Source organism: Pseudomonas sp. TWR2-1-1 (genome assembly GCF_049897045.1).
In the GTDB taxonomy this organism is placed as follows: domain Bacteria; phylum Pseudomonadota; class Gammaproteobacteria; order Pseudomonadales; family Pseudomonadaceae; genus Aquipseudomonas; species Aquipseudomonas versuta.
The window spans coordinates 15,633-39,998 of the sequence record NZ_JAFCVM010000011.1 but is presented as its reverse complement, the minus strand read 5'-3'; the positions used below and the strand labels follow the sequence as shown (position 1 = coordinate 39,998).

20 protein-coding genes and 1 pseudogene are annotated in these 24,366 nt (G+C 60.2%); 8 read left to right on the top strand and 13 right to left on the bottom strand.

Annotated elements, in window-relative coordinates; genetic code table 11:
* Positions 1 to 13 precede the first annotated feature (13 nt).
* The 5 genes and pseudogenes from ACP7BO_RS21920 (at position 14) to ACP7BO_RS21900 (ending at position 4,532) form a co-directional block, all read left to right on the top strand.
* Positions 14 to 772 (top strand): 1,6-dihydroxycyclohexa-2,4-diene-1-carboxylate dehydrogenase, encoded by a 759-nt coding sequence (locus ACP7BO_RS21920; protein ID WP_060691722.1) that lies wholly within the window; start codon positions 14 to 16, stop codon positions 770 to 772.
* A 60-nt stretch (positions 773 to 832) separates the two neighbouring features.
* Positions 833 to 1,072: pseudogene (locus tag ACP7BO_RS21915) on the top strand (aromatic acid/H+ symport family MFS transporter); the annotation flags it as partial.
* A 102-nt stretch (positions 1,073 to 1,174) separates the two neighbouring features.
* A complete protein-coding gene (catA, locus tag ACP7BO_RS21910; protein ID WP_426212753.1) occupies positions 1,175 to 2,113 on the top strand; it encodes a catechol 1,2-dioxygenase in 939 nt (312 codons plus the stop codon).
* Positions 2,114 to 2,185: 72 nt separating this feature from the next.
* A complete protein-coding gene (locus tag ACP7BO_RS21905; RefSeq protein ID WP_426212751.1) occupies positions 2,186 to 3,385 on the top strand; it encodes a benzoate/H(+) symporter BenE family transporter in 1,200 nt (399 codons plus the stop codon).
* Positions 3,386 to 3,557: 172 nt separating this feature from the next.
* The gene (locus tag ACP7BO_RS21900; protein WP_426212749.1) at positions 3,558 to 4,532 is read left to right on the top strand and encodes an AraC family transcriptional regulator; all 975 of its coding nucleotides are present in this window, start codon (positions 3,558 to 3,560) and stop codon (positions 4,530 to 4,532) included.
* 136 nt (positions 4,533 to 4,668) lie between these two features.
* Here the strand turns inward: ACP7BO_RS21900 and ACP7BO_RS21895 are convergent, their stop codons facing one another.
* From ACP7BO_RS21895 to ACP7BO_RS21860, 8 genes are all read right to left on the bottom strand, one after another.
* Positions 4,669 to 5,070: a heme-binding protein gene (locus ACP7BO_RS21895; protein WP_060691731.1), complete on the bottom strand. Its 402-nt coding sequence runs from the start codon at positions 5,068 to 5,070 to the stop codon at positions 4,669 to 4,671.
* A gap of 30 nt (positions 5,071 to 5,100) precedes the next feature.
* On the bottom strand, positions 5,101 to 6,318 hold the full coding sequence (gene glcF / locus ACP7BO_RS21890; RefSeq protein WP_426212747.1) for a glycolate oxidase subunit GlcF: 1,218 nt from the start codon (positions 6,316 to 6,318) through the stop codon (positions 5,101 to 5,103).
* Positions 6,319 to 6,321: 3 nt separating this feature from the next.
* Complete coding sequence (gene glcE / locus ACP7BO_RS21885; protein ID WP_426212745.1) at positions 6,322 to 7,386, bottom strand: glycolate oxidase subunit GlcE; 1,065 nt, start codon at positions 7,384 to 7,386, stop codon at positions 6,322 to 6,324.
* Positions 7,386 to 8,885 carry a glycolate oxidase subunit GlcD gene (glcD, locus tag ACP7BO_RS21880; RefSeq protein ID WP_426212743.1) on the bottom strand — a complete coding sequence of 500 codons (1,500 nt, stop codon included), beginning with the start codon at positions 8,883 to 8,885 and terminating at the stop codon, positions 7,386 to 7,388. The genes glcE and glcD overlap by 1 nt, the downstream gene beginning before the upstream one ends.
* A 966-nt stretch (positions 8,886 to 9,851) precedes the next feature.
* A complete protein-coding gene (gltS, locus tag ACP7BO_RS21875) occupies positions 9,852 to 11,060 on the bottom strand; it encodes a sodium/glutamate symporter (RefSeq protein ID WP_397456491.1) in 1,209 nt (402 codons plus the stop codon).
* A 424-nt stretch (positions 11,061 to 11,484) separates the two neighbouring features.
* Positions 11,485 to 12,024 (bottom strand): DUF1523 family protein, encoded by a 540-nt coding sequence (locus tag ACP7BO_RS21870; protein ID WP_426212741.1) that lies wholly within the window; start codon positions 12,022 to 12,024, stop codon positions 11,485 to 11,487.
* Between the two features lie 259 nt (positions 12,025 to 12,283).
* Positions 12,284 to 12,724 (bottom strand): EamA family transporter, encoded by a 441-nt coding sequence (locus ACP7BO_RS21865; RefSeq protein WP_060691752.1) that lies wholly within the window; start codon positions 12,722 to 12,724, stop codon positions 12,284 to 12,286.
* Positions 12,725 to 12,947: 223 nt separating this feature from the next.
* The gene (locus tag ACP7BO_RS21860) at positions 12,948 to 14,174 is read right to left on the bottom strand and encodes an acyl-CoA dehydrogenase family protein (RefSeq protein WP_397456493.1); all 1,227 of its coding nucleotides are present in this window, start codon (positions 14,172 to 14,174) and stop codon (positions 12,948 to 12,950) included.
* Between the two features lie 310 nt (positions 14,175 to 14,484).
* Here ACP7BO_RS21860 and ACP7BO_RS21855 point away from each other — a divergent pair, with 310 nt between their 5' ends.
* Both ACP7BO_RS21855 and ACP7BO_RS21850 read left to right on the top strand, forming a co-directional pair.
* Complete coding sequence (locus ACP7BO_RS21855; protein WP_426212738.1) at positions 14,485 to 15,885, top strand: LLM class flavin-dependent oxidoreductase; 1,401 nt, start codon at positions 14,485 to 14,487, stop codon at positions 15,883 to 15,885.
* A 78-nt stretch (positions 15,886 to 15,963) separates the two neighbouring features.
* Positions 15,964 to 17,394: an FAD/NAD(P)-binding protein gene (locus ACP7BO_RS21850; RefSeq protein WP_426212736.1), complete on the top strand. Its 1,431-nt coding sequence runs from the start codon at positions 15,964 to 15,966 to the stop codon at positions 17,392 to 17,394.
* Between the two features lie 139 nt (positions 17,395 to 17,533).
* On the opposite strand, the gene mgrA is transcribed toward ACP7BO_RS21850, so the two are convergent.
* The 5 genes from mgrA to msuE all read right to left on the bottom strand — a co-directional run bounded on the left by mgrA (position 17,534) and on the right by msuE (position 22,787).
* Complete coding sequence (gene mgrA / locus ACP7BO_RS21845; RefSeq protein WP_426212734.1) at positions 17,534 to 18,571, bottom strand: L-glyceraldehyde 3-phosphate reductase; 1,038 nt, start codon at positions 18,569 to 18,571, stop codon at positions 17,534 to 17,536.
* Positions 18,572 to 18,602: 31 nt separating this feature from the next.
* A complete protein-coding gene (locus ACP7BO_RS21840) occupies positions 18,603 to 19,703 on the bottom strand; it encodes a sigma-54 interaction domain-containing protein (RefSeq protein ID WP_397456496.1) in 1,101 nt (366 codons plus the stop codon).
* Between the two features lie 8 nt (positions 19,704 to 19,711).
* The gene (locus ACP7BO_RS21835; RefSeq protein ID WP_397456497.1) at positions 19,712 to 20,899 is read right to left on the bottom strand and encodes an acyl-CoA dehydrogenase family protein; all 1,188 of its coding nucleotides are present in this window, start codon (positions 20,897 to 20,899) and stop codon (positions 19,712 to 19,714) included.
* 174 nt (positions 20,900 to 21,073) lie between these two features.
* Positions 21,074 to 22,213, bottom strand: coding sequence for an FMNH2-dependent alkanesulfonate monooxygenase (gene ssuD / locus ACP7BO_RS21830; RefSeq protein WP_060691772.1), 1,140 nt, complete (start codon positions 22,211 to 22,213; stop codon positions 21,074 to 21,076).
* 10 nt (positions 22,214 to 22,223) lie between these two features.
* Complete coding sequence (msuE, locus tag ACP7BO_RS21825) at positions 22,224 to 22,787, bottom strand: FMN reductase (protein WP_426212731.1); 564 nt, start codon at positions 22,785 to 22,787, stop codon at positions 22,224 to 22,226.
* A gap of 382 nt (positions 22,788 to 23,169) precedes the next feature.
* On the opposite strand from msuE, the gene ACP7BO_RS21820 reads away from it, so the two are divergent.
* Entirely contained in the window at positions 23,170 to 24,270 is a 1,101-nt protein-coding gene (locus ACP7BO_RS21820; protein WP_060691778.1) for a polyamine ABC transporter substrate-binding protein, read from the top strand.
* Positions 24,271 to 24,366 lie beyond the last annotated feature (96 nt).

Genomic DNA, 24,366 nt, shown 5'->3' with positions numbered 1-24,366 from the left:
TCTGGAGATCATCATGAGCATGAGATTCAACGATAAAGTCGCGTTGGTCACCGGCGCGGCGCAAGGCATAGGCCGCGGGGTTGTGGAGCGCTTGCTGCTGGAAGGGGCCAGGGTCGTTGCGGTCGATCGCAGCGAACTGGTGCATGAACTGGCACCCGAAGTGTTGGCGCTGACCGCAGACCTGGAACGCTATGAAGATTGCCAGCGGGTGGTTGCCCGGGCTGTCGAGCACTTCGGCAGGCTGGATATCCTGATCAACAACGTGGGCGGCACTATCTGGGCCAAACCCTTCGAACATTACCTGCCTGCGGAGATCGAGGCGGAGGTGCGTCGTTCGCTGTTCCCGACCCTTTGGTGCTGTCACAGCGCGCTGCCGCACATGCTGGAACAAGGCAGCGGGGTGATCGTCAATGTGTCCTCCATCGCCACGCGCGGGGTCAACCGTGCGCCCTATGGCGCAGCCAAGGGCGGGGTGAACGCCCTCACGGCCTGCCTGGCATTTGAAACCGCCGGGCGTGGTGTGCGCGTCAATGCCACTGCCCCCGGGGGCACTGATGCACCGCCGCGCCGGATACCGCGCAACAGCGCTGCCGCCACCGAGCAAGAGCAGCAGTGGTACGCGCAGATCGTCGAGCAGACCAAGGACAGCAGCTTGATGAAACGCTACGGATCGATCGACGAACAGGTAGGGGCCATTCTGTTCCTGGCGTCCGATGACGCGTCCTATATCACCGGCGTTACCTTGCCCGTAGGCGGTGGCGACCTGGGCTGAGCCCGATACACAGTGGTACCCGAAACATAGGCGCCCCATAACAACAAGAGAATAAAAGCCATGGGAACTCTGGATGTTCATGCAATTGTCGACAATGCCCGGTTTGGCCGATTCCACTGGATGGTCATGCTGTGGTGCGCTCTGCTGCTGATTTTTGATGGTTATGACCTGTTCATCTACGGCGTAGTACTGCCGGTGATCATGCGGGAGTGGGGGTTGACGCCACTACAGGCCGGGGCGCTGGGCAGTTATGCCTTGTTCGGCATGATGTTCGGGGCACTGGTGTTCGGCAGCTTTGCTGTCAGCACCACGCGGCGCGCGTTTACCGCGGCGTTGCCTGCTCAGGCCTGAGTGCGGCGTGACAGGCCCGGGCAAAATAAATCAATAAAAGAGGTAGTCAGAATGACCGTGAAAATTTCCCAGACCCCCGAGCTCCAGGCGTTTTTCAAGGAGGTCAGCGGTGCGAACAGCGATCAGGGCAGCCCGCGGGCCAAACAGTTGCTGCTGCGTCTGGTCAATGAGGTGGCGCGCATCGTCGAAGACCTGGAGGTGACGGACGATGAGTTCTGGGCTGCGGTGGATTATCTCAATCGCCTGGGTGCCCGCAACGAGGCAGGGCTGTTGGTCGCAGGTCTTGGTATCGAGCATTTTCTCGATCTGTTGCAAGACGCCAGGGACGCCGATGCGGGATACGTGGGCGGAACCCCGCGCACCATCGAAGGCCCGCTGTACGTGGCCGGGGCACCGATCAGTCAGGGCGAGGCGAGGCTTGACGATGGCAGTGAAGAGGGGGTTGCGACGGCACTGTTTCTGGAGGGGGTGGTGCGCGATACCGACGGCAACCCGGTCCCGGGGGCGATTGTCGATCTCTGGCATGCCAACACCCGGGGTACCTATTCGTACTTCGACTCCAGCCAGTCGGAGTACAACCTGCGCCGACGCATTGTCACCGATGCCGAGGGCCGCTACCGCGCGCGTTCCATCGTGCCGTCCGGCTACGGCTGCAACCCGGCCGGCCCGACCCAGGAGTGTCTGGACCTGCTCGGACGCCACGGCCAGCGGCCAGCGCATATCCACTACTTCATCTCGGCTGCGGGCTACCGGCACTTGACCACCCAGATCAATCTGTCAGGGGACAAGTACCTGTGGGATGACTTTGCTTTCGCGACCCGCGACGGCCTGGTGGGTCAGGTGGTGTTTGTCGACGACCAGGCGGCTGCCCGCGCCCGGGGAGTGGACGGCCGTCATGCAGAGCTTGAGTTCGACTTCCAGTTGCAGCCGGCTGCCAGTCAGGCAGGCGAGCAGCGCAGCCAGCGCCCGCGGGTGTTGCAGGAAAGCTGAGGCCACGCCAAATGTTTTACCGGCCGGGTGAGGGTGCGCCGGCACTCAAATCCCGGCGACGTTGAGGTACACATGCCAACTCTGTTTCGCGACCTGTCATTGTCGGCAGTGATTGCCGGGTTCATCGCTACATTGATTTCCTACGCGGGCCCGCTGGTCATCATTTTCCATGCGGCTGAACAGGCGCACCTGTCAGCCATTGAGCTGTCGTCCTGGGTATGGGCGATTTCCATCGGTTCTGCCGTGCTCGGTGCCTTCCTGTCCCTCAAGTACAAGGTTCCGGTGGTGGTGGCCTGGTCGATTCCGGGTTCCGCGCTGCTGGTGACGGCGCTGCCCGAGATCGGCCTGAATCAGGCCGTGGGTGCCTACCTGGTGGCGAACCTGTTGCTGTGGGTGATCGGCTATAGCGCCGTGTTCGATAAATTGCTGGCCCATTTGCCGGGCTCGATTGCGGCAGGGATGCAGGCCGGCATTCTGTTCAGCTTCGGTATTCAAACCTTTCGCTCGGCACCCGAGGCGCCGGCGTTGATCGGCGCGATGTTTGTGACCTACATCGGTTTTCGCAAGTTGTGGCCGCGCTATGCGGTGGCGGCTGTGCTGGTGGTGGGGGCGGGCATTGCTCTGGTCAGCGGTGAATTTCGCGGCGAAGCCCTGATGTTTGCGTGGGCGACCCCGCAATGGATCGTGCCCGAGTTCAGTCTGTCCGCCACCTTGAGTCTGGCGTTGCCCATGCTGCTGGTGGCCCTGACCGGGCAGTTCATGCCCGGGATAGCCGTCTTGCGCGGCGCGGGCTATACCACGCCTGCCAGCCCGATGATCACAGCCAGCGCCCTGGTCGGAGCATTACTGGCCCCTTTCGGCTGTCACGGGCTCAACCTTGCCGCCGTGACAGCCAGCCTGTGTACCGGGCGCGAAGCCCATGAGAATCCCCGGCGCCGTTACGTCGCAGCGCTGTCGGGCAGTTTGCTGTACCTGTTGCTGGGGATGGCCGGGGCCACGGTGGTGTCGGTGTTCGCAGCCTTTCCCCACGCGTTGATCGCGGGCCTGGCCGGCCTGGCGCTGTATGGCGCGATCAATGATGCGCTGGTGCGCAGCGTGTCTGATGCCAAGGACCGTGATGCCGGCCTGTTCACATTTCTGGTGACCGCGTCGGGGGTTTCTTTTCTGGGCTTGTCAGCACCGTTCTGGGGCTTGCTGCTGGGGTTGACGGTGCATGTGGTGATGTTCAAGCGGCGCCCGGTCAGTGTGGGCGCAACATCGACCGAGGGTTAGCCCTTGAGTTTTTTGCAGCGCACCCGGGCTGTGCGAATACCTTACAGGTATGGTGGCTAACCTTATTTGTATTGGCATTGCAACGGATCGTGGTCGAGAATCGCAAGGCCTGCCTGTACCTGTCACAGTTGTAATGCGCCTGATTGATAAAAATAATATAAGAGTGACCGCCATGAATATGCCCCTGCTAAGCGAGCGCAGTGAGGTGTTCAAGAACGCCGACCCGCATGCCGTATCCGGCTATGTGAATCAGCATGTCGGCAGCCATTGTATTCACCTGCCGCGCAAAGCCAGTGCCCAGGCGCAACTGAACCACCGCAAGTTTGCCAGCCTGGACCTTTGCCGGATCAGCTACGGCTCCAGCGTGCGTGTGGTATCCGATGCGCTGGAGGACATCTTCCATTTGCAGGTTTTGCTGCGCGGCGACTGCCTGTGGCGTAGCCCCACCGGAGTGCACCATCTGGTGCCGGGCGAGCTGCTGCTGATCAACCCCGATGATCCGGTAGACCTGACGTATTCCCATGACTGCGAAAAATTCATCCTGAAAGTGCCGACCAGGTTGCTGGAGCTGATCTGCCAGGAGCAGCGCTGGCTTTATCCGCGCGAAGGCATCCGTTTTCTGCAACAGCGCTATGCGCTGGATCAACTGCAAGCGTTTGTACCGTTACTGGCCACCATCTGCACCGAGGCCGAGGACGGTGCTGCGCTGGCCCGGGTCCAGGAGCATTACGCGCATATAGTCGCCAGCAAGATGTTGACCCTGATGCGCAATAACGTGCGGCGCGAACACCTGGCCTGTTCCAGCAGCACCTTCGAGCGCCTGCTGGATTACATTACTTGCAACCTTCAGCACGACATCAGCGTCCAGAGCCTGGCCGATCAGGCGCAGCTGAGTGTGCGCTCGCTGTATGCCCTGTTCGAGAAGCACATGTGCACGACCCCGCAACGTTTTATCCGTGAGCAGAAGCTGTCACGGATCCAGGCGTGCCTGGCCGATCCCAGCTGCAACGTGCGCAGCGTTACCGAACTGGCCCTTGATTATGGTTTTGTCCACTTGGGGCGATTTGCCGAACAATATCGCAAGCAATTCACCGAGTTGCCTTCCGACACCTTGAAGCGCCGCGCGCAACGGATAGCCATCGGTTGAGGCCGGGGCTGGACTGAAAGCCCGGCGCCCGGACAGTGCTTGAAACGCTGCCCGGGCTCTGAACGTTCGCGGCCTGGTGGATCCATCATCCCGGGCCCGGGTCAAACATTGCGGGTCCATGATTGATGGCGCTGACTCACTTCAGGCATTGTGCTCCGGCGCTGGCGACCTGGGCGTCATGCTCGGCCTTGACCCCCGATACGCCGACTGCGCCGATCACCTGGCCGTCAACAATGATTGGCACGCCGCCTTCCAGCGAGGTCAGCAGTGGCGCCGACAGAAAGGCGTGGCGACCCCCATTGACCATGTCCTCATAACCCTTGGATTCACGGCGTCCCAAGGCTGAAGTGCGGGCCTTTTCCATGGCGATATAGGCGCTGATCGGGGCGCAGCCGTCGAGACGCTCGAGGGCCAGCGGATGGCCGCCGTCGTCGACGATGGCGATGCTTACCGCCCACTGATTGTTCCGCGCTTCTGTGCGTGCAGCGCCAAGGATCTGACTGACTTCGGTCTGGCTCAATACGGCTTTGGTTTTCATGGGGCTCTCCAATGGGCGCTGTTGGTTCGGTTAAATCAGGGCCTCTTCGACCAGTTCGATCCAGTGCCTGACCGGGGTGCGACCGGCGCCGTCGAGGTGGATCTGGCAGCCGATGTTGGCGGTGACGATAAGTTGCGGCTGGCCGCTTTCCAGAGCATTGAGCCGGTTGTCGCGCAGTTGGCGCGACAGCTCGGGCTGGGTCAGCGACCAGGTGCCTGCCGAGCCGCAGCACAAATGGCTGTCCGGGACCGGCGTGAGGTTGAAGCCCAGACGGGTCAGCAAGGCTTCTACCGCGCCGCCAAGTTTTTGGGCGTGCTGCAGGGTACAGGGGCAATGGAAGGCGATGCGCGTTGCAGCGTTGACCTTGAGTTGCTCCAGGGGCTCGTCACGCAGCACCTCTACCAGATCCCTGGCCAGGGCACTGACCCGGCCAGCCCTGAAGGCATAGGCCGGATCGTGGCTTAGCAGATGCCCGTAATCCTTGATGAAGGCGCCACAACCGCTGGCTGTCTGCACGATGGCTTCGGCCCCGTTTTCGATGCTCGGCCACCAGGCGTCGATATTGCGTCGGGCGCGATTGAGGCCGGCCTCCTGGGCATCCAGGTGATAGTCCACGGCGCCGCAGCAGCCGGCCTGGCTGACCGCTATCACGCCGATTTGCAGGCGGTCCAGTACCCGTGCCGTGGCGGCATTGGTGTTGGGCGACAGACTCGGCTGCACGCAACCTTCGAGCATCAGTACCTGTCGCGGATGCCGCGCCGTCGTTCGTTCCCCGGCAGGACGAACGTTGCGTGGCAATTTGGCCTGGAGTGCTTCGGGCAACAGGGCGCGCAAGCGTTCGCCGGTGTTGATCAGACGCTTGAACAGCCCGGGGTTCGGCACTACTGCGCGCAGGCTCTGGCGCAGCAGGCGCTGGCCCGCAGAGCGCGGCACGGCGGCGTCGACTACCGCGCGGCCGATATCCAGCAGGTTGTGGTAATCGACCCCGGACGGGCAGGTGGTTTCACAGTTGCGACAAGACAGGCAGCGGTCCAGGTGCAGTTGCGTCTTCGCCGTGGGCGCATGACCTTCGAGTACTTGCTTGATCAGGTAAATCCGCCCGCGCGGGCCGTCCAGTTCATCGCCGAGCAATTGATAGGTGGGGCAGGTGGCGTTGCAGAAGCCGCAATGCACGCAGCTGCGCAGAATGCTTTCGGCCTCTGCTGCGCGGGGCAGTAGCTTGGCCTGTTCACTCAAGAGGGTCTGCATGGTTCAAAGCTCCGCGTACATACGGCCCGGGTTGAAGATCCCTTGCGGGTCCAGTTGCGTCTTGAGCTGGCGGTGATAGCGCAGCAGCGCAGCGGGCAATGGTTGAAAGGGGCTGTCGATGAGGCCGTGGCTATAACAGGTGGCATGGCCGCCCACCGTTCGGGCCAGGGCGCGAATGACCTCTGCATCGGCGTCGGATTTGAGCCAGCGCTGGGCGCCGGACCAATCGATCAACTGCTCGCCGGGCAGGTCGAGCACGCCCGTATTATTGGGCACTGAAAGGCGCCACAGCGGCTGGCCGACGTCGAAAAAGGCCAGTTGCTGTTCATTCAGTTCGGCCCAGAAGCCGGGGTCGAGCGCTTCGCCGCCGAGACGGTCATGGGCCCCGGTCACCGAGCCTTCGCCACCTTCCAGGCGCAAATGCAAACGCTGGCCGTCATGGCAGGCGGCGCTGATGGGCAGCGGCTGCTGGCCCCATTGGGCGAGATTGCTCAATGCCCGTGCGCGGTCCATCTCCAGGGAAATGCTCAAGCAGCGACGGGGCACTGGCAGCACCTTCAACGACACTTCCGTCAGCAGCCCAAGGCAGCCGTAACTGCCTGCCAGCAAGCGCGACAGATCGTAACCGGCGACATTCTTCATCACTTCGCCGCCAAAGCGCAGGTGCTTGCCCAGACCGGTGATTACCCGGGTACCGAGCACGAAGTCGCGCACTGAACCGGACCAGGGCCGACGCGGGCCGGACAGCCCGGCCGCGACCATGCCGCCGACTGTTGCTCCCGGGCTGAAGGAGGGTGGCTCGCAGGGCAGCATTTGCCCGGCTGCGGCCAGGGTTGCGGACAACTCAGCCAGCGGGGTGCCGGCGCGGGCGGTGATCACCAGCTCGGTGGGGTCGTAACTGACGATGCCACGGTGCCCCCGGGTGTCGAGGACTTCACCGGCCACCGCACGCCCGAGAAACGCCTTGCTGTTGGAGCCCTGGATCAGCAGCGGGGTGGCATTGGCCAGCGCGCGGTTGACCTGCTCCAGCAGCGCCTGGCTGTCATCGACATTGTGTTCAGTCTCCATCAAAAACGCTCCAGTTCAGGGAAGGGCAACTGGCCCATGTGCACATGCATGGCTCCGAACTCGGCGCAGCGATGCAGGGTAGGGATATTTTTGCCGGGGTTGAGCAGCCCGCCCGGGTCGAATGCGGCCTTGACCCCATGGAACAGGGTCAACTCATCGCTGTTGAACTGGGCACACATCTGGTTGATTTTTTCGCGCCCGACCCCGTGTTCGCCGGTGATGCTGCCGCCCACCTTGACGCACAGCTCGAGGATTTTGCCTCCCAGGGCTTCGGCGCGGTCCAGTTCGCCGGGTTGATTGGCATCGAACAGAATCAGCGGGTGCATGTTGCCGTCACCGGCGTGAAACACGTTGGCGACCCGCAGCCCGTATTCGTCGGCCAGCTCGGCGATCTTCTTGAGCACGCCGGGTAACGCGCGGCGGGGGATGGTGCCGTCCATGCAGTAATAGTCCGGCGACAACCGGCCCACGGCCGGAAAGGCGTTTTTGCGTCCGGCCCAGAAACGCACCCGCTCGGCCTCGTCCCGGGCCTGGCGTACTTCGGTAGCGCCGGCCAGTTCCAGGACCCGACGCACCCGTACGCAATCGTCATGCACATCGGCTTCGACGCCGTCCAGCTCGCACAACAGAATGGCCTCGGCGTCTACCGGGTAGCCGGCATGAATGAAATCCTCAGCGGCTCGGATCGCCAGGTTGTCCATCATCTCAAGGCCGCCGGGAATGATGCCCTCGGCAATGATCTCGGCCACTGCACGCCCGGCTTTTTCCACGCAGTCGAAAGCTGCCAGCAGTACTTTGGCAACTTGCGGTTTGGGCAGCAGTTTGACTGTGACCTCAGTGATGATCCCGAGCATGCCTTCGGAGCCGGTGAAGAGCGCCAGCAGGTCGAAACCCGGTGAGTCGAGGGCATCCGAACCCAGGGTCAGGTGTTCTCCTTCGACGGTCAGAATCTCGACCTTGAGCAGGTTGTGCACGGTCAGACCGTATTTCAGGCAATGCACGCCACCGGCGTTCTCGGCCACATTGCCGCCGATGGAGCAGGCGATCTGGGAAGAAGGGTCCGGCGCGTAATACAAACCAAAAGGGGCGGCCGCCTGGGAGATTGCCAGGTTGCGCACACCGGGCTGAACCCGTGCGCTGCGGGCGGCAGGGTCGATATGCAGAATGCGGTTCAAGCGCGCCATCACCAGTAGCACGCCTTTCTCCAGCGGCAATGCACCCCCGGAAAGCCCGGTACCGGCACCCCGTGCGACCACCGGCACCCGGCGCTCATGGCAGAGTTGGAGCAGGCCTTGTACCTGTTCGAGGGTGCTGGGTAACGCCACCAGCATCGGTGTGGTGCGGTAGGCCGACAGGCCGTCGCACTCGTAAGGCTTCAGATCTTCTTCCTGATGGAGGATGTCCAGATCGGGCAAGCGTTGTTGCAGAGCCTGTAGCAGCGAACCTTTATCGACGGCAGGCAGATAACCGTCAACGCGTTCGTCGTAGAGAATATTCATCGGCGAGCAAGGACCCCGGTTGTTTTTATTAGAGGTCTGTTCACGGGAACAGTGGCCTTCATCATTGGCTTCAGGGGGCCTGCTGTCCATGCGTTGCACGCAGCTCACAGCGTTTTTTTAAAATTCGAATTTAATAATCATATTATTCAGTCGGTTGCTGATTTCTCCCGGAGGCCTCAAGGAACGTGATCAACAGGGGCCTTGCCGGATCTGGACGGGCTCGAAGCCATGGCCGCGAAATCCTGCCGGTCACGCGAACGCCCACCAATGATTCGCGCTCTGTTACAGGCGCTCACTCCGCGCTCGGTTTTAATCGGGTGATGTCCGGGCATTTAACACCCGTGTATAGAAGACCCGCGTTCGGGCTCACGGACTGATGAATGTTGTTTTTTGTTGGGTTTACGTGAGAGACGGATCTTTACCCATCGGTCTTCACTTTTAACCTTGCCAGTATCCCCGAATGCGATATACAGGGTTGCCCTGTAGCAGGAGGTGGAACGAGAACAATGATGCCTGCGAAGTTTTCGGTAAGCCCAAATCCATCCATGATGAGACGTTTTGTACATACTGCTCTCTACTTTACCTAGTGGATGTGGAATTGCCTTAATGACATTCCTGCTGAGCACGCAGAGTACAGGGCGATTATTTGTCGGTATGTAGGACTAATCTGATACAAGTTAGAATTTTCTTTTAAATTGCGCTGTTTATATAAAGTGGCAAGTTTTTATTTTTGAGGTGCACGCTTTTTACCGATATTTAAAGTATTGGTATGTTCAGGGTGGCTGGTTTATCGAAGGGTTGTTGAGTCCGCATCAGTATTGCTTTCGGTTGTTGCGAAAAGTTGCTGTAAAGAGCAGGTGGATGCAAGAGTAAAAGTTGCGATCGACAGCAAGTACTGTCGATCGCAAGTTGTATTTATTGTTGCTGCCAGGCGGGTGCTTCAGTGCCCGCCCCGGTATTTTTGTATCAGGCGCCGGCGCCGAGGAACGGCAGCAACAGGTACAACTTGATCACAATGACGTTGATGATGTCGATGAAGAACGCCCCCACCATTGGCACGACCAGGAACGCGAGTTGCGAAGGTCCGTAGCGCTGTGTCACCGCTTGCATGTTGGCGATGGCGGTAGGTGTGGCACCCAGTCCGAAACCACAATGGCCTGCCGCCAGTACTGCGGCATCGTAGTTGCTGCCCATGACCCTGAAGGTCACGAAAATGGCATACAGGGCCATGACCAGGGTCTGTGCCAACAGCAGGATGAAAATAGGCAACGCCAGGGCCGCCAGATCCCAGAGTTTGAGCGACATCAGGGCGATGGCCAGGAACAGCGACAGGCTGACGTTGCCCAGGACCGAGACTTCACGCTCGAACACTTGATACAGGCCCAGCGCCGAAAGGCCGTTGCGCAATATCACGCCCACGAACAACACGCAGACGAAGGTCGGCAGCTCTAATGCGGTACCCAGCAGCAGGCCACTGAGCAGGGAACCTGCCAGCAGGCTGACGGAGATCAGCGCCAGGGTTTCGATAAACGAAAACGGGGTTATCGAACGTTCTTCGTTGGGTTGCTCAAAGCCCTTTGGCAACTGCACCTCTTCATGGCCAAGACCGGGGGTCTTGACGCGCTTGATCAGCAGGCGCGCAACCGGGCCGCCAATCAGGCCACCCAGCACCAGACCGAAGGTTGCAGAGGCCATGGCCAGTTCCGAAGCAGAAGCCAGGCCGTATTTTTCAGTGAAGGTAGCACCCCATGCAGCCCCGGTACCGTGGCCGCCGGACAAGGTCACGGAGCCGGTCAGCAGGCCCATCAGGGGGTCGAGCCCCAAAGCCGTTGCGAGGCCGATCCCCATGGCGTTCTGGACGATCAGAAGTCCTCCCACTACCAGCAGGAAAACGCCTACAACGCGTCCGCCTTTTTTCAGGCTGGCGAAATCGGCATTCAGGCCGATCGTGGCGAAAAAAGCCAACATCAGGGGCATCTGCAGCGACGTATCAAATTGCACTTTAATGTCGAACAGACGCAGGGCCAGAAGCAACAGAGCAACCACCAGGCCCCCTGCAACGGGTTCGGGGATATTGTAGGTACGCAAAAATCCGACACGAGACACGAGTCCGCGTCCTAGTAACAGCACCAAAGAGGCAGCCACAAGCGTTCCATAAAAATCAAGCTGAAACATCGAGGCATTCCTATTATTCGTTCACAAGCAGACAGTCCCTGGCCATGCTTGCAGAGCGGACTGAGTGGCCTCAGCCCTGATTGATATAGAGATTCAAGCCGCCATCACTGGCCTGCCTGGTAAATTGAAGCGCGCGATAATAGTGGAGTGAGACTAGTTGTGACTTAACTTAAGTCAAACAAAATGTTTCCATGAAGAAAATGTAGTTTGTCCCTAAGCAAAATCAATAACCACGCATCGGATTTAATACCCGCAAATGGAGGCGGTTACAGTCGTTGCGACGCCTGAGCTGGTCGTATCTGAAACAGGGTATTAACTGGCCCCCGGCTGGGGGCCATATTCGAGAAGTGAGGCTGTTTGAAGTTAACGGCTATATATTTAAAACGTATTTTTAGGAGGTGTCTTATATGCAAACTATAAAAAATCAGGATGCCGGTACCTGATGGCGGTGCTTTAAACGACGCTTTACAAACACCGCAATGAAAATCAATCCCAACGTCAAAAGACTCAAGAACAGGGTATTGAACCAGGGGAACGGTTCAGCGCGGCTGTTGGTGGACTCAATCGCAGTGATGTTCGGGAACACCGACAGTATTTTGATGCGCCACCCGTAATATCGGATCAGTGCAAGTTGCTCTGGATCACGGGAGTAACCCTGGGCCTTGGCCTGGATGTCTGCCGAGTCGAACTTGAAGTACCAGGGGAAAGACCAGCCCGTGTCTTCGTTGCGATAGACCATGACATTTTTGGTATCAGGGCTCTCGGTATTAATGAAATACACATCACGGGTCGGGCCATCCGCCGGGTTTTCAGCATTGATGACGCCATTGTGATCGACCCGTTTGACTTCAACCCCCGTGACCATCACTACATCGTGTTGCGGTAAAAAGTAGAACAGCCCCAATGCGACAGCGCCCACTGCCAGCAGTGCTATACCCAGAATTATTCCCTTGAGCCACTTCATGCAATAACCCTGTACATAGTGTTGATTCCCGATTGCTGTTGATTAAATGCAGTGCGCCATGAACCCTGTTTGATCGGCCGTTGTAGAGGCCGGCAAAGACTGTGAACGATCCTGCAGGAAAACTGAGTGATTAAACCCGGATTTGCGCCGGCTCTTATCGCAGTCTGCGGCATCGACTACAAGTTCGGCGCATAGCTCCTACATAATTTGTTTCAGTTTACCTGGTGTCGAGCGCGTTTCCGGACGGGCACTCATAGGGTTATCGGCGCCACGCCAGCAGCACCACACCGGCGGTGATCAGACTTATACCCGCCCATTGTCGCAGATCGAGCTTTTCGCCCAGCAGGGTCACGCCCAGTACCGCCACAATCACCACGCTGAGTTTGTCCACGGGCGCGACGAGGGATGCCTGGCCCAGTTGCAGCGCGCGGTAATAGCAGAGCCAGGAAGCTCCCGTGGCCAGGCCGGACAACACTAAAAACACATAGCTGCGGGTCGAAATTGAGCCCAGTGACTGATATTGGCCGGTGGCATACACGATCAACCCCAGGCTCACCAGGACCACGATGGTCCGGATAAACGTAGCGAAGTCGGAATTGATCCCGGTGATGCCGATTTTTCCAAAAATGGCGGTCATGGCGGCGAACACCGCAGAGAGCAGTGCCCAGAAGGTCCAGGATGAAAAGAAAGACGAGCCCATCGGGTCAGCCTGTGTGAGGGAAGGAGGTAGGCTGAGCATACGCCAGCTTTCAATGCGTGGCGGTGTTCACCCAGACCGAAACGCACAGGCCTCATCAACCCCGGCTCAACTTGGCTCTGACTGAGCAACAACTAACCCTGTAGGAGCGAGCTTGCTCGCGAGCTTGATCATCGCAGCAACAAAAAGCTCGCGAGCAAGCTCGCTCCTACAGTCGGGGAAGGGGTTATCCGGCCTTCAGGCTATTACCGATCTGCCACACATACAGCGGCTCGGTCCCGTTGATTTTCCAGTCACCGACAATCCGCGCCTTGTAGATCCACGGGTTGTGCGAAGCAGCGGTGCGGGCGTTGCGCCAGTGACGGTCCAGGGACTTGCTGACGCTGACACCCGAGGCGCCCAAGGCATTGAACAGGTCGCTGGCCGCTCGCAGAATCAGCTCCGAGACCACCACCTGAGCCTTTGCAGTTTCGATTTCAGCATCGATATTGGCCTGGCGCTCGAGCGCTTCATCATTGCCAAACCGCGCGACATAAGCCCGCTGCAGCGGCCCGGCGCAGCGCAGGGTCGCGGCTTCGGCAGCATATACCTGGGCGGATATCTGCCCCACTACCTGCTGGATTTGCGCGTCACCCCGGGCAGTGTCGGCATTGCCATGGCTGAACACCCGTTTGCGCTCGCGTATCTCTTGCGTCACATCGCGTTCTATCGCACGGCCGATTCCGGCCAGCACGGCCAGGAGTACCAGCTGGTAAAAGGCGGTCTGGTACTTGAAGCGGGTTTCGAAGGGGATCACGTGTTCGGCGGTCAACGGCACGTCGACATACACCGAGGTGCCGCTGCCGGTGGTGCGCTGGCCAAAACCGTCCCAGTCATCGCTGTGGGTGACGCCGGGGTGGCGGGCATCCACTACGGCGATAACATCAGCGCCGTTATCCGAGCGCCGGGCATACACATCAATCCAGTCGGCGAAGATACTGCCGGTGCTGTAGTACTTGGCGCCGTTAAGCACAAAGCCGGCGGCCTGCGGGCTGACTTTGGTGATGACTTCGCCCAGCTTGACCGAGCCCACTTCAGTCCAGCCATTACCCACCAGCTCGCCTGCCACGAAACGTGCGAACCAGGCATCCCGGGCCGGACCTTGAGGCGCATTGAGACGATCTTCGACAAAGGCAAAGTGGGCACGCAGTGCTTGAGGGATATTGGAGTCAGCTTCGGCCAGCTCGATCAGCAGCTCAAACAACTGGGTCACCGAAGCACCGGCGCCGCCGTACTCGACCGGTACCCGTACCGCGCCAAAACCGGCCTGCTTGAGTATCTGGATGGATTCACGGGGCAGGTCACGGCCCTGTTCGCGCTCGACGTTGCCGGCGGCGATTTGCCGAAACAGCGGGCGGAAGCGATTGGCCAGGGTTTCGTAGTCGGTGCCTACGGACAGAGGTGAGGTGGTCATGGCAGTGCTCCTGAAGAAAAAGATTCCTGCCAGGGGGATTGCATAGTCTGTGCCGTTTGCCCGGGCCTTTAAAAACACGGCATGTGCATAGCGAACTGCCCGCCAGCCAACAGCGCTGCCACAACCTGTACGCAAATCGCACAGCCGAAACCTGTCGTCGCTGACGAGACAGGTGTTGGCGGGGCAACAGTTGCCCGGATAACAGTGATTTTCTAAGGGTATTAAAAACCGGCACGCCCTGTGCAATAGCCTCCTGGTGATTTTAATTGTCTTAACGGCGTCGCAACGCCGCAGTTCCAGGAGTAACCCGATGTCCCGCGAAATCCGTCTCAACGCTTTTGACATGAACTGTGTCGGCCACCAGTCGCCCGGCCTGTGGGCGCATCCCCGAGACCGTTCGTGGCAGTACAAGGACCTCGAATACTGGACCGATCTGGCGAAAATCCTCGAGCGTGGCAAGTTCGACGGGCTGTTTATCGCCGATGTGCTGGGCATCTATGACGTTTACCGCGGCAACGGTGATGCGGCTATCCGCCAGGGCGCGCAGGTGCCGGTCAATGATCCGTTGCAGCTGATCCCGCCGATGGCTCTGGTGACCGAGCACCTGGGGTTCGGCCTGACCGCTTCACTGTCGTTCGAGCATCCCTATCCGTTCGCCCGACGCCTGTCGACTCTGGACCACCTGACCAAGGGCCGTGCCGGCTGGAACATTGTGACCTCCTATCTGGAAAGCGGCGCCAAGAACATCGGCCAGCAAGCCCTGACCGAGCACGATGCGCGCTACGACTATGCCGAGGAGTACCTCGAGGTTTGCTACAAGCTGTGGGAAGGCAGCTGGGAGGTGGGTGCCATCTTGCGCGATCGCGAACGTAGGGTATTCAGCGACCCGAGCAAGATTCATGAAATCCGCCATGTCGGCAAACACTTCCAGGTGCCGGGGATTCACTTGTGCGAACCCTCGCCACAGCGCACGCCGTTGCTGTATCAGGCCGGCGCTTCGAGTCGCGGCCGTCAGTTCGCCGCCGAGCAGGCGGAGTGCGTATTTGTCGCCGCGCCGTCCAAGGTCTTGCTGAAGAAAACCGTCAGCGATATTCGTCGGCGTGCAGCCGAGGCGGGCCGTGATCCGGCAAAAATTCTGATCTTCAACCTGCAGACGGTGATCCTCGGTGAAACCGATGCGCTGGCCAAAGCCAAGTTTGAAGAATACAAAAGTTATGTCAGCTACGAAGGCGCGATGGCCTTGATCTCGGGCTGGACCGGCATCGATTTCAGCCAGTTCAAGCCCGATGAGCCGCTTAAAAACGTGCCCACCAATGCGATCAAATCGGCGGTGGAAACCTTCTCGACAGCTGACCCGAACACCATCTGGACCCCCAACGCGCTGGCCGACTGGGTCGGTATCGGCGGCTTTGGTCCGCTGTTCGTCGGCGGCCCTGAAACCGTAGCCGACCTGCTTGAAGAATGGGTCGAGGAAACCGGAGTACACGGCTTCAACCTGGCCTACGCGGTGACCCACGAAACCTTTATCGACGCCGTGGAGTTGCTGGTCCCGGAGTTGCAAAAACGCGGTGTGTACAAGAAGGAGTACGCCACGGGCACCCTGCGCGAGAAGCTGTTTGGCGAAGGCCCGCGCCTGGCCGACGGGCATCCGGGTGCGGCGTACCGCAACCTTGGCGAATTGAATCGCGCGCAACAAAAAGAGCGCGCCTGAGCCCCAGCGCTGGACACCACAGGATCAGCAGCAGATCCTGCCGGTCGCACTGTATAAATCCAAAAGCGAGTGAATACCATGAGCGAGCCACAAGCCGGACAGGCAACCCCTGCCATCCGCGAGGCCGATGTGTTGATAGTTGGCGGTGGCCTGAGCGGCACCCTGTTGGCCATGCAACTGCTGCGCCTGCCGGGTGCCCGGCGCATCGTGCTGGTTGAACCCAGGCCTGAACTGGGACGCGGCGAGGCCTACAGCGCCACGCAACTTGGGCATACCCTCAATGGCAACGCGGCGCGCATGAGCGTCGAGCCTGACGACCCGGACGACCTGACCCGCTGGCTTGCGGCGCACATCGCCGACGGCGGCTGGCCCCAGGCCGATAAACAGCATGTGCCGGTTGCCGAGCTGTTCCCGCCACGGGGGCTGTTCGGGCTGTATGCCCAGCAGCGCCTGGCGCAAGCACTGCAAATCGGTACCGCGGCAGGTTCAACCCTGACCCACGTCCGTGATGCGGTTGTGGACCTGCAAACCCATGAACAGGGGGTCACAGTGACCCTTGGCGACGGCGGCCAATGGCAAGCCGCTGCAGCCGTGCTGGCCACCGGGATGTTCCCGGCCGCCCGTACCGCCCAGCGCCAGTCCAGCGGGCTGAATGCGGCGGCGCTGGACCCTTGGGATGTTGAAGCCTTGCGGGGCCTGGCAGTGGATGCGCGGGTACTGATCATCGGCTCCGGGCTGACCATGGTCGACGCTCTGGAGTCCTTGCATCAGGCCGGGCATCGCGGGCCGATCCAGGTCTACTCGCGCCACGGGCTATTGCCGCAGGTTCGACGCCAGCCGCCGGTTTGGGAAGACTTTCTGACCCTGTCACCACAGCTGCGCAGCCCCCTGCAATTGTTCCGTGAACTGCGCCGTCAATGTCGCCTGGCACAGGCCCGGGGTATCGACTGGCAAGCTCCGCTCGATACGGTGCGGGTGCATATAGGCCGGCTCTGGAACCAGGCCAGCGATGCGCAGCGGCGCCAGTTTGTGCGTCACGTACGGCCTTGGTGGGAAAGTCATCACCACCGCTCGCCGCCCCAGGGCAATGCGTTACTGGAACGCCTGCTCAGCGAAGGCCGTCTGACGATTACGGCGGCCTCCCTGCAAGGGGTGGACGCGGTGGGCGGTCGGCCACGGATTCGTCTGCGCTACCGGGGGCAGGCTGAATCGGTATGGATCGAAGGTGATGGGCTGATCAACTCCACCGGCATCGAGTACGACTGGCGCCGGGTGGACAAACCGTTACCGGTACAGCTGCTGCGACGTGGGCTGGTGCAGCCCGGAAATCTGGGGTTGGGGATTGCTGCCGATGCTTCAGGTGCAGTGCTGGATGCCGCCTCGCAGCCTGCGCCACGGCTGTTTGCCATGGGCCCACCGTTGCGCGGAATGTGGTGGGAGAGCACTGCCGTGACCGACGTTGCCCTGCAGGCCAAGGCCCTGGCAGAGCGGTTGGCCAGGCTGGTTTGAACAAGCGATATAGCAGGAGCGAGCTTCTCAAGAAGGCCGCGCTCACTCGGTCATCTCTATAGGCTCGATAAAAAGCTCGCGAGCAAGCTCGCTCCTGCAGGGTTTTGTGTTGAAGGTTACAGAACCTGTGGGAGCCGGGTTATTCGGCCAGCGACGGTTTCTGCCAGAGGTTGATCCCGCCTTCTTGGGCAAAACGGTCGATTTCGGCCAGTTCCAGTTCGCTGAAGCTCAGGTTCTGCAAGGCGGCGACGTTCTCGATGATTTGCTCCGGCCGGCTGGCACCGATCAGCGCTGAAGTTACTCGCGGGTCGCGTAATGTCCAGGCCAGCGCCATCTGGGCCAGGCTTTGACCACGGCGTTTGGCAATCTCGTTCAGTGCACGCACATGGGCGATATTGGCGTCGGACAGATGCGAGGCTTGCAGCGAGCCACCCCCCGGACGATTGACCCGTGCATCGGCCGGTACCCCGTTGAGGTACTTGTCGGTCAGCAGGCCCTGAGCCAGGGGCGTAAAGGCAATCACGCCAGTGCCCAGCTCCTCGGTGGTGTCCAGCAGGTCCTTTTCAACCCAACGATTGAGCAGGTTGTATGCCGGCTGGTGGATCAGCAACGGTACTTTCCACTCGTTGAGCAAGGCCGCCATCTCGCGGGTTTTTACCCCGGAATACGACGAGATCCCGATGTACAGCGCCTTGCCCTGTTGCACGGCGGTGGCCAGGGCGCTGGCGGTTTCTTCCAGTGGCGTGTCGGGGTCAAAGCGGTGCGAGTAGAAAATGTCGACATAGTCCAGACCCAGGCGCTGCAGGCTCTGATCCAGGCTCGCCAGTACGTACTTGCGCGAACCGCCACCCTGGCCGTAGGGGCCTGGCCACATGTCCCATCCGGCTTTACTGGAGATAATCAGTTCGTCGCGGTAGTGCTTGAAGTCTTCGCGCAGCAAACGGCCGAAGTTGATCTCGGCGCTGCCGTAGGGCGGGCCGTAGTTGTTGGCCAGGTCAAAGTGGTTGATGCCCAGGTCGAAGGCCGTGCGCAACAACGCGCGTTGGGTGTCGATCGGCGTACTGTCGCCAAAGTTGTGCCACAGGCCCAGAGACAGTGCTGGCAGCAGCAGCCCGCTGCGACCTGTACGGCGATAAGGGATGGAATCGTAGCGGTTTTGGGCAGCGATATAAGTCATCGAATCCTCATGGGGTAGGTGTTTGGACAGGTCAGATGCACAGGTTTAGCATTCTTTCGCTTTGCGGTGTGTCATTGGTGCGGCGTTTGTTGACCGCCAGTTCGCCGATGTTGATCAGCCGGGTGCGGGTGACGTTGCGGCTCAGGCCCAGCAGGTTGGCGGTGTGGACCTGATTGTAGTGACAGAACCGGTAGGCCGCGCGGAACAGTACGTCTTCGACTTTTTCGTGCAGGGCTCCGGGCTGTTCTTCAAACAGTTGCTGGAAAGCACGCTCCAACAGGGCCTCGGTAGAGTTGTCAGTGACCGTGGCGTCTTCCTGGCGTTCGATGCGCATGTTGGACAGTCGCAGGTCGTCGCTCTGGATCAGGCCGTCGCGGCAGATCAGCAGTGTGTGGTGGATCACGTTCTCCAGTTCGCGGATGTTGCCTGGCCAGCCATAGGCCTGCAGCTTGTTTTCCGCTGCCGGGCTCAGGCGGACTTCGCCGTAGCCCAGGCGCTTGCTGTAGGCCTCGATAAAGTGCCGGATCAGCGGCAGGATGTCGCCGGGCCGCTCGCGCAACGGGCTGAGTTCAAGGTTTACCACGTCCAGGCGATAGAACAGGTCTTCGCGAAAATGCCCGGCATTGATCGCCTTTTCCAGCTGCACGTTGGTGGCCGCCAGTACCCGCACATCGATAGGGATGCTTTTGCGCGACCCCAGGCGCACCACCTCGCGCTCCTGCAGTACGCGCAGCAGCTTGACCTGGATGGCCATCGGCAAATCACCGATTTCATCGAGAAACAGGGTGCCGCCGTTAGCTTCTTCGAACCAGCCGGCCTTGGCACTGAGTGCGCCGGTGAAGGCGCCTTTCTCGTGGCCAAACAGCTCCGCTTCTACCAGTGATTCTGAAAACGCGCCGCAGTTGACCGCAATAAACGGACGGTTACGCCGTGCGCTCAAGTTATGAATATGGCGGGCGACCAGTTCTTTGCCGGTGCCGGTTTCGCCAATGATCAGCACGCTGGCTTCGCTGGGTGCGACCTGCTGCAAATGCGCCAGCAAAGCCTTGGATTTCGGATCTTCGAACACTTGCGCGGTGGCGCGGATCGACGTGGCCAGGGCGGGTGAGGGCGGTAGCGTCAAAAGCTGCATAGGCATCTCTAGGAATAGAAAGTGGGAGTCGGCAGGTTCTGGTTCAGTGCCCAGTCGCCCAATTCTTGAAGCTTGTAATCCAGCGGGTCATGCAGGCTTTGGGTGCGCAGGTTGCGCCAGTGCCGGTCCAGACCGACTGCGGTGTGTGTGGCACGGGCTCCGGTGACCTCAAACACTTTGCTGCACACCTCCAGGCCGTGGCGGTTGGCGGCGACTTTGGCGGTGGCGATAGCCACTGCCACCTGGCCGCGCTCAGCGCTGCTGAGTTTCGAGCCCTTGGCCCAGGCTTTGTCCAGCAGGCCTGCGGCATGCTCGACCAGCAGCCGGGCACTTTCCAGGCCAACCCAGAATTCGCCGTAGTGCCCCAGTACGTAAGGGTCCTGATGGTTCTGGGTGGCGCCGGATTTAAACCACGGGCGGGTTTCGGTGAGGGTGTACTGGCGCGCCTCTTCGAACGCGCCTTGGGCGATGCCGAGAAAAATATTGGCGAAATGCAGCTGTGCAATCAAAGGCCGCAGGCAGGCGAACGGCGTGCTCAACGGACCCGGATCGAGCAGCAAATCGGACTCTTCGACCCTTACCCGCTCGAAGGTTGCGCTGCCGCTGTCGGTCTGGCGCTGGCCCATGTTGTCCCAGTCATCGTGCAAGGTAATGCCGGTCCGACTGCTGGGAATGGCGGCAATCAACAGCTTGCCGCCGGCGCTTTCATCCACCGCCGAGGCGATCAGCATTTGTGAATCGCTGGCCCCGGAACAGAAACTTTTTTTGCCGGAAAATTCGCGCCAGCCAGCGAAATTACGCACGGTGGTGCGGGTGTCCAGGGGGTTGAGGGCGTTGCCCCAGAACCAGTTTTTGCGTGCTGTGAGCTCGAACCAGGGCTGCCATTGCTCGGGGCGTGCGAACAACCTGACAGTGGCGAGCATCAAGTGATGAAAGCCGAATACGTGGGCAATGGAACTGTCGACGCGGGCAAACTCGCGCACCACCTCAAAGGTTTCACTCCAGCTGGCCCCCAGCCCGCCGAACTGGACGGGAATGCTCAAGGCCAGCAGGCCGCTGGCACGCAGGGCATCGCGTTGTGCGATTGGCGTACCGCCGCGCTCGTCACGTTCGACTGCGCTGTGAGCGAATTCGCTGGCCAGCTCCCGGGCAGTTTGCAGCGGTGAAAGAGCTGCGTCTTGTAGATGGGCTGTCACGGGTTATGGCCTCCATTTCAAAAAATCCTGCCCCTGTGTTTCTGTAGGAGCGAGCTTGCTCGCGAGCTGTTTGGGGCTGTTTGATATCTGCGGCGCTGCTTTGAAGAGCTCGCGAGCAAGCTCGCTCCTACACAACAACCCCGCTCCTACAGGTGGGTCCGTACAGGGCAGGCCTCAGGCTTTGGCGGGCAGGACGTCGTTGGCGATCATTTCGCCAAACGGGCCCGTCAGGTTGGTGATGCCGCGTCCAGCCAGGCTGGCGTAGGGCTCGGGCAACAAGGGGAAGACCAGTTCGGCAAAACGGTAGGCCTCTTCCAGGTGCGGGTAGCCGGAGAAGATGAAGCTCTCGATGCCCAGGTCTGCGTACTCCTTGATCCGTGCCGCCACCTGTTGCGGGTCGCCCACCAGCGCTGTGCCGGCGCCGCCACGAACCAGGCCGACACCGGCCCAAAGGTTGGGGGCGATTTGCAGGTTGTCGCGGCGTCCGTCGTGCAGCGCCGCCATGCGGCGCTGGCCTTCAGAGTCAAAACGCGAGAAGGATTTTTGCGCGGCCGCAATGGTCTCGTCGCTGATGTGCTCGATCAGTTTGTCTGCCGCAGCCCAGGCCTCCTGTTCGGTTTCGCGCACGATCACATGCAGGCGGATACCGAAGCGTACGGTACGGCCCTGGCGGGCTGCGCGCTCGCGCACATCGGCCAGCTTCTCGGCCACGGCCGCCGGTGGTTCGCCCCAGGTCAGGTACACATCGACCTGCTCGGCAGCCAGATCATGGGCCGCTTCGGAAGAGCCGCCAAAGTACAGCGGCGGATAAGGTTTTTGCACGGGTGGGTACAGCGCCTTGGCGTTCTGCACCCGCAGGTGCTTGCCTTCGAAGTCCACGGCTTCGCCTTGCAGGACCCGACGCCAGATTTTCAGAAATTCGTCGGTGACTTCATAGCGTTCGCTGTGATCGAGGAAGCTGCCGTCGCCACGGTTCTCATCGGGGTCGCCGCCGGTCACCACATTGATCAGCAGGCGCCCGCCGGACAGTCGGTCCAGGGTAGCGGCCATGCGCGCCGAGACCGTCGGCGAAATAATCCCCGGACGGATGGCCACCAGATAGCGTAAACGCTCGGTCAGGGGCACCAGTGCCGAGGCGATCACCCACGAGTCCTCGCACGAGCGGCCGGTGGGGATCAGAACGCCGTGGTAGCCCAGATCGTCGGCCGCCTGGGCGACCTGTTTCAGGTAATTGAGAGTGACCGGGCGGGCCCCCTGGGTCGTACCCAGGTAATGGCCGTCGCCGTGGGTGGGAAGAAACCAGAACACATCCATGACAGAGTCCTTAAGCGGTTTTAAGCAGGTGTTTGGCAGATACGCCGAACAGAGGTGCGGCACGTTCTGCAGCAAGGCGGATGCGAGTCTTCAGGGGCTCACTGGTTATCTGGTAGTTGGCAAAATCCGATTCGACGGCATACACCCCGATCGGCAGGGTCAATGCCTGAAAGAAACCGAACAGCGGACGCAGCTGATGTTCAAGCACCAGGGCATGACGTTCACTGCCACCGGTGGCGGCGAGCAATACCGGGGTATCGATCAGGCCGTTGATGTCCACCAGGTCGAACAGGTGCTTGAGCAGACCCGGGTAGGAGCCGCGATAAACCGGAGTGGCAACGATCAGCAGGTCGGCGTTTTCGATGGCCTGGATCTGTGCTTCGACCTCAGCACCCAGCTCCGCGCGTGACAGGGCACCGCCCAATTGCCGGGCGATATCGCCCAGTTCGATCAAGTGACTCTCGATGCAGATCCGGGTTTGCAGCTCGTCGAGAATCGCCTGGGCCAGAACCAGAGTGCGTGAAGGGCTGAAGGCTCCTCCAGAAACGACAACGACTTGCAGGGCGTGAGACATGATTGAATCCTTTGGCTGTTGTTCAGCGGACTGTGGACAGGTACTACCCTTGAGCAAACTCCGTACCAACAGGCCAAACCCCTGAATACAGGGGCTGAGCAGGCGCTTGCTGTTGTCGTGGCAGGTATTTGCTGATCCGCTGTTGCTGTGGCAACAGTTGCTGTAGCAACACCAACGGCTGGATCCGGACATAAACATTGGCCATAACTGTCCCCTTTTGGCCTGTCTCCCACTGTGCTGCGCCAGGGCTGTCGGCAAGAATCAAAAGCACCCGCCCTATAACAAGAAAGTTTGCCCAGCTTGCCCTTGGCCATTTGCAGGCCGCTGCCGTGTACAGAACATAAAAACTATCGATCTCACGCCGACTTCGGGGAACTCACGCATGCACACAATCAAACGCTTACTGGGGGCCGGCCTCTGCGGGCTGACCCTGCTGGCCAGTGCCGTACAGGCCGAACAGCGCGAATTGCGGGTGTACAACTGGGCGGACTACATCCTGCCGAATGTGCCCAAGGACTTCGCCAAACAAACCGGGATCAAAGTGATCTGGGACACCTTTGATACCAACGAGTCCCTGGAGGCCAAACTGCTGACCGGCAACTCGGGGTATGACCTGGTGGTGCCGTCGAACCAGTTTCTCGACACTCAGATCAAGGCCGGGGTGTTTCAGAAACTGGATAAATCCAAACTGCCCAACTGGCAGCATCAAGACCCGGCCTTGCTCAAGCTGTTGCAGACCAACGACCCCGGCAACCAGTACGCAGTGCCCTACATGTACGGCACCGTGCTGATCGGTTTCAACCCGGCCAAGGTCAAGGCCGCACTGGGCGACAACGCACCGGTAGACAGCTGGGACCTGGTGTTCAAGCCCGAGAACATGGAAAAACTGAAGTCCTGCGGCGTGGCCATGCTCGACTCACCCTCGGAGATCTTGCCACTGGCCCTGCATTATCTGGGGCTGGACCCGAACAGCCAGAACCCGGCCGACTATGAAAAAGCCAAGGAACTGATGTTGAAGGTTCGTCCTTACATCACCTATTTCAACTCGGCCAAGTACATGACCGACATTGCCAACGGTGACATCTGCGTGGCCATCGGTTATTCCGGCAGCTTCTACCAGTTCGGCAACCGGGCCAAAGAGTCGGGCAATGGCGTGGTGGTTGACTGGCGTCTGCCTAAAGAAGGCGCGCCCATCTGGTTTGATACCTTTGCCATCCCTAAAAGCGCGAAGAATGTCGCCGAGGCCCATGAGTTTCTCAACACCCTGCTGGACCCCAAGGTCATTGCCCCGATCAGCGACTTTCTCGGTTATCCCAACGCCAACAAAGATTCACTGCCTTTGATCAGCAAGGACATAACCGGTAACCCGGACCTGACCCCGACCAGCGAGGCCCTGAAAAACCTCTATGTGGTGCAGCCGCTGCCGCAGAAACTCGAGCGTGTACGCACGCGGGCCTGGACCAGTATCAAGTCGGACAAATAACGGCCCGGATCTGCCTTCATACCCCCTTCGGGGTAGTGAATGGAGGGTATCGTCAAGTGTTGCCCGGGTTCCTACACTGGGCGCACTTTATTGACG